Source organism: Serratia sp. LSHTC3 (genome assembly GCF_057197125.1).
In genome coordinates, this window is sequence record NZ_JBXUNP010000002.1 from 803,893 (window position 1) to 819,824 (window position 15,932).

General features: G+C 61.7%; 16 protein-coding genes. 10 read left to right on the forward strand and 6 right to left on the reverse strand.

Features of this window, described 5'->3' with window-relative positions:
• Positions 1-53 precede the first annotated feature (53 nt).
• The 3 genes from AC2CGI_RS11140 (at position 54) to AC2CGI_RS11150 (ending at position 3,376) form a co-directional block, all read left to right on the forward strand.
• Positions 54-1,085 (forward strand): LacI family DNA-binding transcriptional regulator, encoded by a 1,032-nt coding sequence (locus tag AC2CGI_RS11140; protein ID WP_076740307.1) that lies wholly within the window; start codon positions 54-56, stop codon positions 1,083-1,085.
• A 180-nt stretch (positions 1,086-1,265) separates the two neighbouring features.
• Complete coding sequence (locus tag AC2CGI_RS11145) at positions 1,266-2,189, forward strand: TIM barrel protein (RefSeq protein ID WP_076740306.1); 924 nt, start codon at positions 1,266-1,268, stop codon at positions 2,187-2,189.
• 14 nt (positions 2,190-2,203) lie between these two features.
• Positions 2,204-3,376 carry a Gfo/Idh/MocA family protein gene (locus tag AC2CGI_RS11150; RefSeq protein WP_004941253.1) on the forward strand — a complete coding sequence of 391 codons (1,173 nt, stop codon included), beginning with the start codon at positions 2,204-2,206 and terminating at the stop codon, positions 3,374-3,376.
• A gap of 13 nt (positions 3,377-3,389) precedes the next feature.
• Here AC2CGI_RS11150 and AC2CGI_RS11155 read toward each other — a convergent pair whose 3' ends face one another.
• Positions 3,390-3,740, reverse strand: a complete 351-nt coding sequence (locus AC2CGI_RS11155; RefSeq protein WP_044031402.1) for a GFA family protein — start codon at positions 3,738-3,740, stop codon at positions 3,390-3,392.
• A 141-nt stretch (positions 3,741-3,881) separates the two neighbouring features.
• Here AC2CGI_RS11155 and AC2CGI_RS11160 point away from each other — a divergent pair, with 141 nt between their 5' ends.
• From AC2CGI_RS11160 to AC2CGI_RS11170, 3 genes are all read left to right on the forward strand, one after another.
• Complete coding sequence (locus tag AC2CGI_RS11160) at positions 3,882-4,091, forward strand: hypothetical protein (RefSeq protein ID WP_004941260.1); 210 nt, start codon at positions 3,882-3,884, stop codon at positions 4,089-4,091.
• A 147-nt stretch (positions 4,092-4,238) separates the two neighbouring features.
• Positions 4,239-5,366 carry an SMP-30/gluconolactonase/LRE family protein gene (locus AC2CGI_RS11165; RefSeq protein ID WP_242517246.1) on the forward strand — a complete coding sequence of 376 codons (1,128 nt, stop codon included), beginning with the start codon at positions 4,239-4,241 and terminating at the stop codon, positions 5,364-5,366.
• Positions 5,367-5,392: 26 nt separating this feature from the next.
• On the forward strand, positions 5,393-6,037 hold the full coding sequence (locus AC2CGI_RS11170) for a Qnr family pentapeptide repeat protein (RefSeq protein WP_076740305.1): 645 nt from the start codon (positions 5,393-5,395) through the stop codon (positions 6,035-6,037).
• On the opposite strand, the gene AC2CGI_RS11175 is transcribed toward AC2CGI_RS11170, so the two are convergent.
• Positions 6,027-6,644 (reverse strand): LysE family translocator, encoded by a 618-nt coding sequence (locus tag AC2CGI_RS11175; RefSeq protein WP_015377631.1) that lies wholly within the window; start codon positions 6,642-6,644, stop codon positions 6,027-6,029. The two genes, AC2CGI_RS11170 and AC2CGI_RS11175, sit on opposite strands and share 11 nt — an antisense overlap.
• A gap of 279 nt (positions 6,645-6,923) precedes the next feature.
• On the opposite strand from AC2CGI_RS11175, the gene AC2CGI_RS11180 reads away from it, so the two are divergent.
• Together AC2CGI_RS11180 and budC are read left to right on the forward strand one after the other, a co-directional pair.
• Positions 6,924-7,352, forward strand: coding sequence for a universal stress protein (locus AC2CGI_RS11180; protein WP_033633267.1), 429 nt, complete (start codon positions 6,924-6,926; stop codon positions 7,350-7,352).
• A gap of 316 nt (positions 7,353-7,668) precedes the next feature.
• Positions 7,669-8,424: a meso-2,3-butanediol dehydrogenase gene (budC, locus tag AC2CGI_RS11185; RefSeq protein WP_015377633.1), complete on the forward strand. Its 756-nt coding sequence runs from the start codon at positions 7,669-7,671 to the stop codon at positions 8,422-8,424.
• 43 nt (positions 8,425-8,467) lie between these two features.
• Here the strand turns inward: budC and AC2CGI_RS11190 are convergent, their stop codons facing one another.
• Genes AC2CGI_RS11190 through puuD form a run of 4 tightly spaced genes read right to left on the reverse strand, consistent with a single transcriptional unit; the run spans position 8,468 to position 12,587 of the window.
• Positions 8,468-9,748, reverse strand: coding sequence for an NAD(P)/FAD-dependent oxidoreductase (locus AC2CGI_RS11190; RefSeq protein WP_004941279.1), 1,281 nt, complete (start codon positions 9,746-9,748; stop codon positions 8,468-8,470).
• A gap of 11 nt (positions 9,749-9,759) precedes the next feature.
• A complete protein-coding gene (puuC, locus tag AC2CGI_RS11195; protein ID WP_076740304.1) occupies positions 9,760-11,256 on the reverse strand; it encodes an aldehyde dehydrogenase PuuC in 1,497 nt (498 codons plus the stop codon).
• 15 nt (positions 11,257-11,271) lie between these two features.
• Positions 11,272-11,829, reverse strand: coding sequence for an HTH-type transcriptional regulator PuuR (puuR, locus tag AC2CGI_RS11200; RefSeq protein ID WP_015377636.1), 558 nt, complete (start codon positions 11,827-11,829; stop codon positions 11,272-11,274).
• Positions 11,826-12,587, reverse strand: coding sequence for a gamma-glutamyl-gamma-aminobutyrate hydrolase (puuD, locus tag AC2CGI_RS11205; RefSeq protein ID WP_004941285.1), 762 nt, complete (start codon positions 12,585-12,587; stop codon positions 11,826-11,828). The genes puuR and puuD overlap by 4 nt, the downstream gene beginning before the upstream one ends.
• Before the next feature lie 219 nt (positions 12,588-12,806).
• Between puuD and AC2CGI_RS11210 the strand changes: the two genes are divergently transcribed.
• Both AC2CGI_RS11210 and AC2CGI_RS11215 read left to right on the forward strand, forming a co-directional pair.
• Positions 12,807-14,225 (forward strand): glutamine synthetase family protein, encoded by a 1,419-nt coding sequence (locus tag AC2CGI_RS11210; RefSeq protein ID WP_015377637.1) that lies wholly within the window; start codon positions 12,807-12,809, stop codon positions 14,223-14,225.
• 308 nt (positions 14,226-14,533) lie between these two features.
• Positions 14,534-15,904 carry an APC family permease gene (locus AC2CGI_RS11215; protein ID WP_004941289.1) on the forward strand — a complete coding sequence of 457 codons (1,371 nt, stop codon included), beginning with the start codon at positions 14,534-14,536 and terminating at the stop codon, positions 15,902-15,904.
• Positions 15,905-15,932: the final 28 nt, after the last annotated feature.

A 15,932-nucleotide genomic window follows, 5' to 3' on the forward strand; every position in this document is an offset into this window, starting at 1 on the left:
AGGGGCGGCAACGGCTATGATATTTTCCCATCAAATCGTTGATGGAGATGAACATGAGCGGCAAGAAAACCACCATGGCGGCCATCGCCAGAGAGGCGCGGGTCGGCATCGCCACCGTCGATCGGGTGATCAACCAACGCGCGTCGGTGCGGCCCGTCACCCAGCGCCGGGTGATTGAGGCGGCGAAAAAGTTGGGGTTCGCGTTGGAGAAGTCCCACTGCCTGTCGGCGGTGCTGGGCAGGCCGGAACGCCGCCTGAGAATGGGGTTCATCCTGCTGCGGCGCGAACACTCTTTCTATGCGCAACTGGCTGATGAACTGATGGCGCAAGCGACGCCGTATCATGAGCCGGGTCAGCCGCCGCAGTTTATCTTTCACTCTCTCAATGCCATCGGCGACACCGCCGCCGCCATTAGCCAATTGAGCCGCCAGGTGGAAGCGATCGGCGTGCTGGCGCTGGATCACCCCCTGATCCACTATGCCGTAGAAGAAGCCGCCCAGGCGGGCATCAACGTCTTCGCGCTGCTGTCGGATTTATCGGTGCCCAGCCGCGCCGGCTACATCGGTCTGGATAATCAAAAAGCGGGCCGCACCGCCGGTTGGGCGGTGGACCGTCTGTGCCGGCGGCAGGGCGACGTCGGCGTGATCATCGGCGACAACCGTTTTACGTGTCAGGAGGCCTGCGAGATCGGTTTCCGCTCTTATCTGCGTGAGCAGATGAGCGGCCAGCGCGTGCTGGAGCCGGTGCGCAGCCATGAGGACGCGGAAACGGCGCGCCGGGTCACGCGTGAACTGCTGGCGAGCCACCCGGAGCTGGCGGCGCTGTACGCGCCGAGCGGCGGTGTGGAGGGCATTATTCAGGCGTTGCGAGAGAGCGGCCGGCAGCGCGACATCACGCTGGTGTGCCACGGCCCGGTGCAGGGCGGTGAAATGGCGCTGCTCGACGGCACGGTGGATCTGCTGCTGTGCCACCGCATTCCCGAATTGGCCGCCACGATCGTCGAGACGTTGCTCGCCGCCGATGAACAACCGGGATTACGCCACATCATTAATCGCTTCGATGTGATCACCAAAGAAAACCTCTGACGGCCGCTGAGCCGTATTCTGCTGGGCGCAGCCAGGCGCCGCCTATATTTGATTAAAAACCATCAAATATTTTATCAAAAATAGCGCGATCTCTATCAAAAAATAAAATTTTCATTATTGATGGTTTTGGAATTTTTGTTTGATACTGCCGGCATTCCCTGCAAAAAAGGAGCCGTCGCCATGACTTTGCCTATCGCCAATGCGCCCTGCAGTTGGGGCGTAGATGATCCGAACAACCCCCATTTGCCGCCCTACACCACGGTTCTGCAAGAAGCGTCGGCGGCCGGCTACCGCAGCATCGAGCTGGGGCCGTGGGGCTATCTGCCGACGCAGAGCGAGGCGCTGTGCGCCGCGCTGGAGCAGCATCGTCTGTCGCTGGTGGCCGGCACGATTTTTGACGATCTGGTCAGCGAGGCGAACATTGAGCGCCTGCTGGATCTGACGCATCGGATTTGCCGCAACCTCTCGCGGGCGCCCAGGGCGGAGCCGAGCGAGGGCGATCGCGCCGCGCCGCCGTTCCTGGTAATTATCGATTTCGGCAATCCGCAACGCGCCAGATTCGCCGGGCGTTCAGATTTAGCACCGCGTTTGTCGCAGGCGGAGTGGCAGAGGATGATCGGGCACATTACGCGCATCAGCGAACTGGCCTGGCGGGAATACGGCGTGCGGCCGGTGGTGCATCCGCACGCCGGCGGCTGTATCGAGTTCGCCGACGAAATCGACCGGTTGGCGGCGGACATTCCGCATCACACCGCCGGATTGTGCCTGGATACCGGCCATCTGTATTACGCCGGGCTGGACCCGGCTGCCTGGCTGAGCAAGCACTTTGATCGCCTCGATTATCTGCACTTCAAAGACGTCGATCCGCAGGTGTTCCGCGAGGTGCTGGCGCGCGGCGTCGATTTCTTCACCGCCTGCGCCGAGGGCGTCATGTGCCCGTTGGGCAGCGGGGCGATCGATTATCCGCAGCTGCGTGCGCTGTTGGCCGAGCGCGGATACCGGGGCTGGATCACTATCGAGCAGGAGCGCGATCCGCGCAATGTGCAGGGCAGCCTGCAGGACGTCACCGCCAGCTTGCGCTACTTGCGCGGCCTCGGCTTTTAATCAGGAGAAACACGATGATCAACGGCAGCAAACCTTTGGCGAGATCGTTGCGCTGGGGCATGGTCGGCGGCGGCGGCACCAGCCAGATTGGTTACATCCACCGTTCGGCGGCCTTGCGCGACGGCGCGTTTACTCTGTTGGCCGGCGCGTTCGACATTGACGCTGAACGCGGGCGTGATTTTGGCCGGAGTCTGGGCGTGGCGGCGGAGCGCTGTTATGCGGATTATGCCGAGATGTTCCGCGCCGAAGCCGCGCGGGCGGACGGCATCGAAGCGGTCTCGATCGCCACGCCGAACAACACCCATTACGCCATTTGCCGGGCGGCGCTGGAGGCGGGATTGCACGTGGTGTGCGAGAAGCCGCTGTGTTTCAGCGTCGAAGAGGCGCAGGCGCTGGCGGCGCTGTGCGAGCGGCAGCGCAAAGTCATCGGCGTGACCTATGGCTATGCCGGGCACCAGATGATTTTGCAGGCGCGGCAGATGATTGCCGATGGCCGGCTGGGTGAAATCCGGCTGGTGAATATGCAGTTCGCTCACGGCTTCCACGCCGCGCCGGTGGAGCAGGATAATCCCAGCACTCGCTGGCGGGTCGATCCGCGCTTTGTCGGCCCCAGCTATGTGCTGGGCGATCTGGCGACCCACACGCTGTTCCTGGCGGAAACCATGGCGCCGCAGCTGAAGATCCGGCGGCTGATCTGCAGCCGACAAAGCTTTGTGCCGTCGCGCGCGCCGTTGGAGGACAACGCCTATGTGCTGATGGAGTATCACAACGGCGCCATCGGCTCCGTGTGGGCTTCGGCGGTCAACTGCGGTTCGATGCACGGCCAAAAGGTGCGCATTGTCGGTGAAAAGGCCAGCCTGGAGTGGTGGGATGAACAACCCAATCAGCTGCGCTTCGAAGTGCAGGGCGAACCGGTGCGGATCCTGGAGCGCGGCATGCCGTATCTCGCCGCGTCGGCGCTGGCGGACGATCGCATCGGCGGCGGCCATGCGGAGGGGCTGTTTGAAGCCTGGTCGAATCTCTACCGCCGCTTCGCGCTGGCGATGGACGCCACCGATCGGCGCGACGCGGCCTTCCTGGCCGACTTCTGGTACCCGGACGTGCAGGCCGGCGCGCTGGGCGTGAAGTGGGTGGCGCGCTGCGTGCAATCCGCCGAAACCGACGCCGGCTGGGTCGCCTTCGACTGAGCGCGCGATTCGCTCAGACGCTGGCCCCGTCGTAGCTGTGGATCTGTAACGCATCGAGCGCGACGTCAGGCACGCAGCGCAGATTGACGGCGCACATCGCGGCGCCGTCCGGCGCGGTGCCGTAGGCAAAGGGCTGGGCGCCGCAGACTCGGCAGAACTGATGGCGGATCTTGTGCTGATTGAAGGTGTAGGTGCTGAGCCGGTCTTGGCCGCTGCTGAGCGTGAACGCGCTGATGGGAAAGAAAGACAGCAGCAGGCCTTTGCGGCGGCAGATCGAGCAGTTGCAGCTGAGGGCTTCGGTCGGCAGTTCGGCGTCTACGGAGAAGGTGACGGCGCCGCAGTGGCAGCTTCCCTGGAATGACATGGCGATGATCCTGTAACAGGGGAGGGTGTTTGCCCAGTATAGTGCAATTTATCGTCACTCGGCCGCACCCGGTCTGGTTTCCTTAGTAAATGCACGGTTTTCTGGTAGGTTAGAGGTTAACGTCATCAAAAGGAGATCGCGATGTTAGAACATTACTATCCGGCCAATATGGGCGCCGAACCGGTCACGGACGAACAGCACAAACGGCTGGTGGCGGTGCAGGCGGCGCTGGAACTGATCAAGGCCACGCTGTCAGACACCAACGATGGCAACGGCGTGGACTTCCAGCTGAAGGCGGCGGAGAAGCACATCGGTCCGATGGCCGACGCCATTCAGGAAGCCCTGAAGTAACGGTTCGCCGTCACGTCAACCGCCCGTCTCGGGCGGTTTTTTTTTGCGCCGATTACTGCGATTTTTTTAGTGGCGCATTGCCTTTTTCCCGGCTGGTGCCATGAGCGGCGCGATCCTACTCTAGCGATCCGAGTCCTCATCAGGGTCATGCTCATGTTCCGCTTCAGCTTCTTTTCTTTCTTATTGCCGTGCCGCCGACGCGTCACCCAGTTGGCCGGCGCTGCGCTGTTGCTCTGCGGCGTTATGCAGGCGCAGGCCACGCAACGCATCGAGTTTTCACCGGACCCCGCCGGCGCCTACCCTGAGGGCATTGCCTGGAATGCACGCGCCGGTGCGTTCCTTATCTCCTCCCTGCGCGGCGGGCAGCTTGGCCTGGTCTACCCGGATGGCCGCTATCGGCGGTTTTCCACCGGCACGGGGCTTATCACCACCTCCGGCATGCTGGTGGACGCCGAGCGCAACCGGGTGCTGGTGTGCAACGAAGACGTGGGCGTGTCCCGCAACTCTGCCGCCGGCACGCGCAATCGCGTGGCGCAGGTGCTGGAGTTCAATCTCGATACCGGCGTGCTGCAGCAGACGTACGACCTTTCATCGCTAAGCCATGGGCCGACGCTGGCCAACGATCTGACGCTCGACGCGCAGGGCAATATCTACGTCACCGACAGCTTCCAGCCGCAGATTTACAAGATCGACCGGGCAACGCACCAGGTATCGATTCTGGTACGCTCAGCGCGCTTGATGCCGGCCGTCGCACCCGCCGCTGCGCAGGGCACGCGGCCCTATCTCAATGGCGTCGTGTATCACCCTGATGGCTACCTGATTGCGGCGGACTACACCCGCGGGCTGCTGTGGAAGGTGACGCTGGATACCACGCCTGCGGTAAGTGCAATCAGGTTGCCGCAACGCTTAAAAGGGCCGGACGGGTTGCGGCTCAAAAACGCCCATGAATTGGTGATCGTACAGTCTTTTCCGGGTGAAAAGGGGAGCATGTCCGGTGACGTGACGCTGCTCTCCTCGACCGACGGCTGGGCCAGTGCGCGTATCGCTGCGGTCGCCGCGCCGCCGGGATTGGATGGGCCGACCGGCGCCGCGCTGCGCGATGGCGAGGTGTGGGTCGTCAACTCCCGTTACCCCCGGCTGTTTGCCGACGTCGCTCAGGCGGAAAGTACCAAGACGTTCAGTATCGTCAAGGTGGCGTTCGAACCGGCCGCAGCGGATGGCGGCCGATCGGCGACGGTTGCCAACCCGGCCGGAATAGGATTAAATGCGCACTGACTGTATAAATAAACAGGTGCGCTGCGATGAGTCTGATGTTGAAGGGTGAAAAGATTGACCGTAACCGCTTTACCGGCGCGAAGATTGAAAACGGCAGTTTTATGCTGTGCGATTTTTCGGGCGCCGATCTGACCGGTACCGAGTTTATCGGCTGCCAGTTTTACGATCGCGACAGCCGACAGGGCGGCAATTTCAGCCGCGCGATCCTGAAAGACGCCAGCTTCAGAAGCTGCGATTTGTCGATGGCCGACTTCCGCCATGCCAGCGCGCTGGGGGTGGAGATCCGCGAATGCCGCGCGCAGGGCGCCGATTTTCGCGGCGCCAGCTTTATGAACATGATCACCAGCCGCACCTGGTTTTGCAGCGCCTATATCACCAAAAGCAACCTGAGCTATGCCAACTTCGCCAAGGTGGTGCTGGAGAAATGCGAGCTGTGGGAAAACCGCTGGCACGGGGCGCAGGTGCTCGGCGCCAGCTTCAGCGGCTCCGATCTGTCCGGCGGCGAATTCTCCGGTTTTGACTGGCGCGCCGCCGATGTCACCCAGTGCGATCTGAGCAACGCGGAACTGGGTGAGTTGGATTTACGCACCACCGATCTGCAGGGCGTTAAAATGGACAGTCACCAGGCCGCTCAACTGCTGGAGCGGCTGGGGATCGCGATCATCGGCTGAGTAACTGCCGCAGTCCCAGTGCGATGATCAAGGTGCCGCAGGCGCGATCGATCCAAGCCTTGCTGCGGCGGTAGGCGCCGGCGACAGGCGCGTGCGACAATACCAGCGCCACCAGCCCATACCACAAGCTGGCTATCACCGCGACTTCCAGCAGCATGGCGAGGAAAGTCGGTGTAGAAACATGGCTGGGCGCCGCTGATGAGAAGACGGCGGCGTAAAACGCAATGGATTTGGGGTTGGCGATGTTGGTGGCGATACCCTGTAGAAAGGCGGCGCGAAAACCGCTTTTTCCGGTGGCCGCTGGGGTGCCGGAAGAGGGCGCCGCCTGGGCGATAAGCCGATAGCCGAACCACATTAAATAGCCGGCGCCGGCGACTTTAATCGCCATAGCCAGCCAGGGGAACAGGGCGAAAACCACGCCGATGCCAAGAAGGGCGCTGCTCGCCCAGAACAGATTGACCAGCACGATGCCGGCCACCAAGGCAAACGCCTCTGTCCGGCGTGCTGAAACGGCTTTGTGAGCGACAGCGACGAAATTGGGGCCGGGGATCACCACGCCGACAATATACACGGTGAAAACGGCGAGTACGGCGGACATATCGATCATGGAAGATTGCCTGTTACAACAAGAGTACCGTTAGTTTTATAACGAATCCCGCACAGAATCCACCCGACCGATCGCGCCGCCGCTCCGATGACGGCCGGGAAGAGTTACGCATGCGGCACATTCCGGTGAATGCCTGGGGCACCGAGGCGATGGCGCTCGTCGACCGTTTGCCGAGGGGGCAGGCGAGGGAACCGGCGCTGGACTAAACTTAAGATGCATAAGAAACATGCGGCAAGGAGCGCCATCCTGTTTACGGATCTGACGAGGAGGGCCGCCATCATGGCTTACCGGCATATCGTTGTCGCCACGGATCTCAGCGAAGACGCCGAGTTCCTGCTGGGCAAGGGCGCCAGACTGGCCGCCGCGCTCAATGCCAAACTTTCCCTGATCTATATCGACATCCACCGCGCCGGCTATTACGTCGATCTGGGCGTGGGCGATTACAACTACACCGATCGCACCTTTTCGGAGCGGGTGAAGAATATGCTCAATGCGATCAAAGGGCAGTCGTCGTATCCGGTGGAAGAGGTGATCGTCAGCCGCGGTGCGTTGACGGAAGAGCTGAACCGGGTGGCGAAGGAAAAAGGGTTCGATCTGGTGATCTTCGGCCACCATCATGATGTCTGGAGCCGACTGGTCTCTTCGGCGCGTCAGGCGATCAACGAGCTGAACGTTGATCTGCTGGTTGTTCCCATCGAGAAAAAATAGTCGCGGCCGCCGACGGGCGGCTGCCGTTTTCCATTCGCATCGCTTATCTCTGGGTGAAGATAACCGCATACCTGCAATAATTCCGCTTGCTGACAATCCGCCCGAAAAATAGTGACTGCCTGGAATTTTATTTTTTTCCATCAATATGTTGGCCAAAATCCGATAAAGGTTAATCCAGCGCATTGAAATCACTGTCATACCTCCTTTTGGTTAATAAACCGCACGTTTTGACTGGCTCTCCGCGAAGAGGCGTCTTATCCTCGGGGTAATGAGATTTGTATGACTTATATAAATACGTTCACATGGAGGAGGTCTCATGCGTTTTGACAATAAAGTCGTGGTTATCACCGGTGCGGGCAATGGCATGGGGGAAGCGGCGGCGCGGCGTTTCTCCGCCGAGGGCGCGATCGTGGTGCTGGCCGACTGGGCCAAGGAAGCGGTGGACAAGGTCGCCGCTTCGCTGCCGCAGGGCCGGGCGATGGCGGTGCATATCGATGTGTCCGATCACGTCGCGGTTGAAAAAATGATGAACGAGGTGGCGGAAAAACTGGGCCGCATCGACGTCCTGCTGAACAACGCCGGCGTACACGTGGCGGGCAGCGTGCTGGAAACCAGCATCGACGACTGGCGTCGCATCGCCGGGGTCGATATCGACGGCGTGGTGTTCTGCTCCAAATTCGCCTTGCCGCACCTGCTGAAGACCAAGGGCTGCATCGTCAATACCGCGTCGGTGTCCGGCCTGGGCGGTGACTGGGGCGCGGCCTATTACTGCGCGGCGAAAGGCGCGGTGGTCAATCTGACGCGCGCCATGGCGCTCGATCACGGCGGTGACGGCGTGCGCATCAACTCGGTCTGCCCGAGCCTGGTCAAAACCAACATGACCAACGGCTGGCCGCAGGAGATCCGCGACAAGTTCAATGAGCGCATCGCGCTGGGGCGTGCGGCGGAGCCGGAAGAAGTGGCGGCGGTGATGGCGTTCCTGGCCAGCGACGACGCCAGCTTTATCAATGGCGCCAACATTCCGGTCGATGGCGGGGCGACCGCCTCGGACGGCCAACCGAAGATCGTCTAAGCGTTAACGCACAGGCCCGGCCATGATGACCGGGCCTGCTGTTTTAGACGCCGATGCGGTCGCGCAGCGTGTAGTAGGCCGCGCCGATGGCGGTGAACGGGATCTGCAGGTTGCGTCCGCCGAAGAACGGCAGGTGCGGCAGCTTGGCGAAGGCGTCGAAGCGTTCGGCGTCGCCGCGCATCAGCTCGGCGATCAGCTTGCCCGCCAGATGGGTGCAGGTCACGCCGTGGCCGCTGTAGCCCTGCATGTAGTACACGTTATTCTCCAGCCGGCCGAACTGCGGCATGCGCGACAGCGTCAGCAGGAAGTTGCCGGTCCAACGATAGTCGATACGCACCCCTTTCAGCTGCGGGAAGGTCTTCAGCAGCTTTGGCCGGATCAGGTTGTCGATGTCGTCCGGATCGCGCGCGCCGTACACCACGCCGCCGCCGTACAGCAGGCGATGATCGGCGGTGATGCGGTAGTAATCCAGCAGGTAGTTACAGTCTTCCACGCAGTAATTCTGCGGGATCAGCGCCTGCGCGATCTCCGGCGCCAACGGTTCGGTGGTCACCACCTGAGTGCCGCACGGCATGCTGCGTTTGGCCAGCCGCGGCTCCAGCTTGTCGCCCAGGTAGGCGTTGCCGGCGACGATGACGAAGCGCGCCTTCACCTGGCCGTTGGCGGTGCTGATGAGCGCCGGTTCGCCGTGGCGGATGTTCGTCACCGCCGATTGCTCGAAGATGCGCCCGCCCTGCAGGCGAATCGCCTCGGCCTCGCCCAGCGCCAGATTGAGCGGATGGATGTGGCCGCCGCTGTGATCGAGCAGCGCGCCGACATAGCGATCGCTGGCGACCTCCTGGCGCACCCGGTCCGCATCGAGCAGCTCGAGCTGGGTATTGCCGTAGCGCTCCCAGTTGCGCTTTTGCTCGATCAGCGCATGGAACTGCTTGTTGTTCAGGGCGGCGAAGATGCCGCCGGGGCGGTAGTCGCAGTCGATGGCGTAGCGGCTGATGCGGCTGCGAATGATCTCCGCGCCTTCAAACATCATGCTGCCGAGCAGGCGGGCGCTTTCCGCGCCGTAGCGCTCCTCGATCACATCGATGTCGCGGCTGTAAGAGTTGACTAACTGGCCGCCGTTGCGGCCGCTGGCGCCGAAACCGATGCGCGCCGCTTCCAGCACCACCACGTCGTAACCGGCTTCCACCAGGAACAGCGCGGAGGAGAGGCCGGTATAGCCGCCGCCGATCACGCAGACGTCGCACTCGAGAGATTCATTCAATTGCGGATAGGGCTGATGAGCGTTGGCCGTGGCCGCATAGTAGCTTTTTACGTGTTCAGTCATGAGAGAAGCCCTTATTCCAGCGAGATCCAGGTGGTTTTCAATTCGGTGAATTTGTCCAGCGCGTGCAGCGATTTGTCGCGGCCGTTGCCGCTCTGCTTATAGCCGCCGAACGGCACGGTCATGTCACCGTCGTTGTAGTTGTTGACGAACACCGTGCCGGCTTTCAGCTGGCGCGCCATGCGGTGCGCGCGCGCCAGATCGCGGGTCCAGACCGCGGCGCCGAGGCCGTAGTCGCTGTCGTTGGCCAGCTGCAGCGCCTGTTGCTCGTCGTCGAAGGCGGTCACCGCCAACACCGGGCCGAAGATTTCATCGCGCGCCACGCTCATGACATTGTCCACCTGGGTGAGGATGGTCGGCCCCAGATAGCCGGCGTGGTCGCCCTGCGGATGGTCGCGCCCGTCGAGGAACAGCGCGGCGCCTTGGCTCAGCCCCCGATCGATATAGCCGGCCACTTTCTCGCAGTGGCCGCTGTCGATCAGCGTGCCCATCACCGTGGCGGGATCGAGCGGGTCGCCGGGCACGAAGGCCGCCGCGTGTTTGCGCAGCGCCTGCAGGAACGCGTGCTCAATGCTCGCTTCGACCAAAAGGCGAGTGCCGGCGATGCACACCTGCCCCTGATTGTAGAAGATGCCGGCGGCGGCGCTGCGGGCGGCCTGATCCAGATCCGGGCAGTCGGCGAAGACGATGTTGGCGCTCTTGCCGCCGGCCTCCAGCCAGACGCGCTTCATGTTCGATTCGCCGGCGTAAATCATCAGCTGTTTCGCCACCAGCGTAGAGCCGGTAAAGGTGAGGGCGTCGACGTCGCGGTGCAGCGCCAGCGCCTTGCCGGCGTCGTGGCCGTAGCCGGGCACCACGTTCAGCACGCCGTCCGGCAGCCCGGCCTGTTGCGCCAGTTTGCCGAGCAGGATGGCGCTCAGCGGCGATTTTTCGGAGGGTTTGAGCACCACGCTGTTGCCGGCGGCCAGCGCCGGGCCGAGTTTCCAGCAGGCCAGCAGCAGCGGGAAGTTCCAGGGCACGATGGCGCCGACCACGCCGATCGGCTCGCGTTCGATCAGCGCCAGCGCATCGCGGCCGGTGGGGGCGATTTCGCCGTACACCTTATCGATCGCTTCGGCGTACCAGCGGATGCAGCGGATAGCGCCCGGCACGTCGTCGCGCAGGCTGTGGCGAATCGGTTTGCCGGTGTCCAGCGTTTCCAGCAGCGCCAGCTCTTCGTGATGCTGCTCCATCAGATCGGCGAAGCGCAGCAGCGTGGCTTTGCGTTGCGCCGGCGCGGCCTGCGCCCAGTCGCCGCGTTCAAAGGCGGCGCGCGCCGCGCTGACCGCCCGATCGATGTCGGCGGCTTCACCGCGCGCGACCTGCGCCAGCTCACGGCGGCCGGCGGGATCTTCCACGGCGAAACGCTTCCCCGCGGCGGCCGGTTGGTAGCGGCCGTCGATAAACAGCTGGTGCTCAATCTTCAGGGCCTGCGCCCGTTGTTGCCAATACTGCAAATGGTGAAAGTTCATGCCTGGCTCCGTTGATCAGAATGTCGTCGGCGTATGGGCGCTGATAATCCGGCAAATGCGCGCCGACGTGTTGCTGAAGCTGTGGGGAATGCCGGTATTGATGGCGTAGCTCTGCCCGGCCAGCAGGTGATAGCTCTGGCCGTTGACCTGCAGCACCACTTCGCCCTCCAGCAGCGTGCCGATCTCTTCCCCTTGGTGTTTGATGCGCTCGCCGGTGGTGGTGCCCGGTTCGTAGGTCTCGATCATCATTGCCAGCGTGCGGTTCGGATCGCCGTTGTGGATCAGCTTCATCGAAACGCCCTGGCTGCCGATTTCGATCAGATCGTCACTGCCTATCACGATCTGCGGCTGCGCCGGTTTTTCCGGCTCGGCGAAAAACGCCGACAGCGACAGACCGTATACCGTCAGCAGCTTTTGCAGCGTGCTGATGGCCGGACTGACCTTATCTTGCTCGATAGTACTGATGGCGCTGTGGGTTAACCCAGACAGTTCGGCGACCCGGCGCTGCGACAACCCCAATTGTTGACGGATCTGCGACAGACGTTTTCCCGGTGCCAAGCTGACGTCGCTCATGGGCGTTTTTCCTTTTGATAGTTCCGACAGGCGGTGATGAAACCATCAAACAACAGGCGCGACAGGGCGTACTCGTCACTGTTCCACTCCGGGTGCCACTGCACGCCGAGCGCGAAGGGCTGATCGCGCACGCTGATCGCCTCCACCAGTCCGTCGGCGGCGTGCGCCTCGATGCGAACGCTCGCGCCCAGGGTTTTGGCGCCCTGGCCGTGCAGCGAGTTCACCCAGAATCTGTTGCAATCCGGTATCAGTTGCGAAAGCAGCCCCCCTTCCTGAACGATGACTTCATGGGCGGGGGCGTATTGCTGTTCCAGCGGCAGGTCGTGATCTTCACGATGCTCCAGCAGCTCGGGCAGTTCGTACAGGCGGCGATGCAGGGTGCCTTGGGTGGCGACCACCATCTCCTGCATGCCGCGGCAAATGGCGAAAAGGGGAATGCGCCTGTCGAACGCCTGGCGGAGCAGCGCCAGGCTCAACGCGTCTCGGCCAGGATCGGCGTCAGGCTCATCGCCGTTTTCACCATAAAGGTGCGGCTGCACATTACTGGGGCTGCCCGGCAGCAAAATGCCGTCGAGGCGTGGCAACAGTTCCGCCAGCATTTCCGGCTCCGCCAGCGCGTGCGGCAGGGCGATCGGCAAGCCGCCGGCGGTGATAACGGCATTCAGGTACTTTTCTTGCAAGGTCTGTGTGAGGTGCCCGTTTAACCTATACCTGCACATGACGACGCCGATGACTGGTCTGTTAAATATATTGTCCATGCTATCCCCTTGGTACGTTCGAAATTATGAACGATAAGCTTCTCCACCGCCGATTTCGTTCAATATTCTATAAATCTAGCAGTCGATTGGGCAATATTCAAACCAAAAGTAACACTTGCAAAACAAATTTGTTTCATCTACGTTTCATTTGTGGGCATTATATTGAACAAGACGGTCAATAAACATCGACGACAGCAAAACACAAACGGCGGGTGAACCATGCAGACCAACATCGTAGAAGTGGAAAACTTTGTTCAGCACAGTGAAGAGAGACGAAGTAGCGCGTTCCAGCGCGAAGTGAAGAAGTACCTGGAACGTTATCCGTTAACCCAACATGTCGACGTCCTGTTGACCGATCTGAACGGCAGCTTCCGCGGTAAACGCATCCCGGTCGGCGGTCTGAATAAGCTGGAAAAAGGCTGTTACTTCCCGGCGTCGGTATTTGCGATGGATATTCTCGGCAACGTCGTAGAAGAGGCCGGGCTGGGGCAGGAGTTGGGCGAGCCGGATCACGTGTGCGTGCCGGTGCCGGGCACGCTGACGCCGTCGGCGGCGGACCCGCAATATATCGCGCAGGTGCTGCTCACCATGCTGGATGAAGATGGCACTCCCTTTGACGTTGAACCGCGCAATGTGCTGAACCGAGTGTGGCAGCGTTTGCGTCAGCGTGGGCTTTCCCCCGTGGTAGCGGTAGAGTTGGAGTTCTATCTCATCGATCGTCAACGCGATGCGGAGGGCTATCTGCAGCCGCCTTGCGCGCCGGGAACCCAGGAGCGCAACACCCAAAGCCAGGTGTACTCCGTCGATAACCTGAACCATTTCGCTGATGTGCTGAGCGAAATCGACGAGCTGGCCCGTTTGCAGGGCATTCCGGCGGACGGCGCGGTGGCGGAGGCGTCGCCGGGGCAGTTCGAAGTCAACCTGCACCATACCGATGATGTGCTGCAGGCCTGCGACCATGCGCTGGCGCTGAAACGGTTGGTGCGCATGGTGGCCGAGAACCACAACATGCAAGCCACCTTTATGGCCAAACCGTATGAAGAGCACGCCGGCAGCGGCATGCACGTGCACATCAGCATGCTGAATGCGCAAGGCGACAATGTGTTCGCCGACGACGACGGCGAAGATTCGGCGCTGCTGAAACAGGCGTTGGCGGGCATGATCGCCCTGATGCCGTCCTCGATGGCGCTGCTGGCGCCGAATGTCAACGCCTATCGCCGTTTCCAGCCCGGCATGTATGTGCCGACCCAGGCTTCCTGGGGGCATAACAACCGCACCGTGGCGCTGCGCATTCCCTGCGGCGATCGCGACAACCACCGCGTGGAGTATCGCGTGGCGGGCGCCGACGCCAACCCTTATCTGGTGATGGCGACCATTCTGGCCGGCATCGTCTACGGCCTGGAAACCGCATTGCCGCTGCCTGAGCCGGTGACCGGCAACGGGCTGGAGCAGGACGGGCTGCCGTTCCCAATCCGCCAGAGCGACGCGCTGTACGAGTTTGAACATCAGCCGGTGCTCAATGCATTGCTGGGCGAACGCTTCAGCCATGTCTACCTGGCCTGCAAAACCGACGAGCTGGTGCAGTTCGAGCGTCTGATCACCGAAACCGAAATCGAGTGGATGCTGAAAAACGCCTGATCCCGCTCACCTAACGACTACCGCGCGCGTCCGGCGCATTTCATCGGCTCTCCTGTGGCCGGTGAGGCTGCGCGCTGCGGTACAGAATTTCTTCTATCACGGCGTACAGGACGCCGACGAGGAAATAACCATGACTCAGTCATCCCCATGCGCAGGCGTCTGCCTGTGCCGCAGTGCCTACGGGCCGGTCGCCGGCCGCCCGACAGTGACCCCAAATCGTTTTTCCCGCCGCCTGAACAGCAGTTTCCCCGCGGCCTCTCTGAATGACGTTGCACGGTTGACAGCAGAGGACCAAAAGGGGAACTGCCATGACGATTAAAGCCATCGACAGCGGCCCGGCGGGCAAACCGCAGCTGCGCAAATCCCTCAAACTGTGGCAGGTGGTGATGATGGGCCTGGCCTATCTGACCCCGATGACAGTGTTCGACACCTTCGGCATTGTCTCCGGCCTCACCGACGGCCATGTGCCGACCTCCTATTTGCTGGCGCTGGCCGGCGTGTTGTTCACCGCCATCAGCTACGGCAAACTGGTGCGCCAGTTTCCTACCGCCGGCTCTGCCTACACCTATGCGCAGAAGGCGATCAACCCGCACGTCGGTTTTCTGGTGGGGTGGTCGTCGCTGCTGGATTATCTGTTCCTGCCGATGATCAACACGCTGCTGGCGAAGATTTATCTGACCGCGCTGTTCCCGGAAGTGCCGCCCTGGGTGTGGGTGGTGGGCTTCGTTATCCTGATCACCGCCATCAACCTGAAAAGCGTCAATCTGGTGGCCAACTTCAATACCCTGTTCGTGCTGGCGCAGGTGGCGATCATTCTGGTATTTATCTACCTGGTGGTGCGCGGCCTGCACAACGGCGAGGGGATGGGCACGGTGTGGAGCCTGCGGCCGTTCCTCAGCGAGAATGCCCACCTGCTGCCGATCATTACCGGCGCGACTATCCTGTGCTTCTCGTTCCTCGGTTTTGACGCGGTCACCACGCTGTGCGAGGAGACGCCCGACGCCGCCAAGGTTATTCCGCGCGCCATCTTCCTGACTGCGCTGTACGGCGGGGTGATCTTTATTAGCGTTTCGTTCTTTATCCAGCTGTTTTTCCCGACCATTCAACGCTTTCACCAACCCGACGCCGCGCTGCCGGAGATCGCGCTGTACGTCGGCGGCAAGCTGTTCCAGTCGATCTTCCTGTGCGTGACCTTTATCAACACGTTGGCTTCCGGCCTGGCGTCGCACGCCAGCGTGTCGCGCCTGCTGTATGTGATGGGGCGTGACAACGTGTTCCCGGAGAAATTCTTCGGCTATATCCACCCCAAATGGCGCACGCCGGCGCTGAACGTACTGATGGTCGGGCTGGTGGCGTTGTCGGCGCTGTCGTTCGATCTGGTGACCGCTACGGCGCTGATCAACTTTGGCGCGCTGGTGGCCTTTACCTTCGTTAACCTGTCGGTGATCAGCCACTTCTTTATTCGCGAAGGGCGCAACAAAAGCTGGAAGGATCGCTTCAACTTCCTGTTCCTGCCGCTGGTGGGGGCGTTGACGGTGGGGGTGCTGTGGCTGAACCTGGAGAAGAGCTCGCTGACCATGGGGCTTATCTGGGCGACGCTGGGTTTCGGCTATTTGGCCTGGCTGACCCGACGTTTTCGTCAGCCGCCGCCGCAGTTGGAGCGGCAACCGCAGCAATAAATTCACAGGCGGGAGTTTCCCGCCTTTC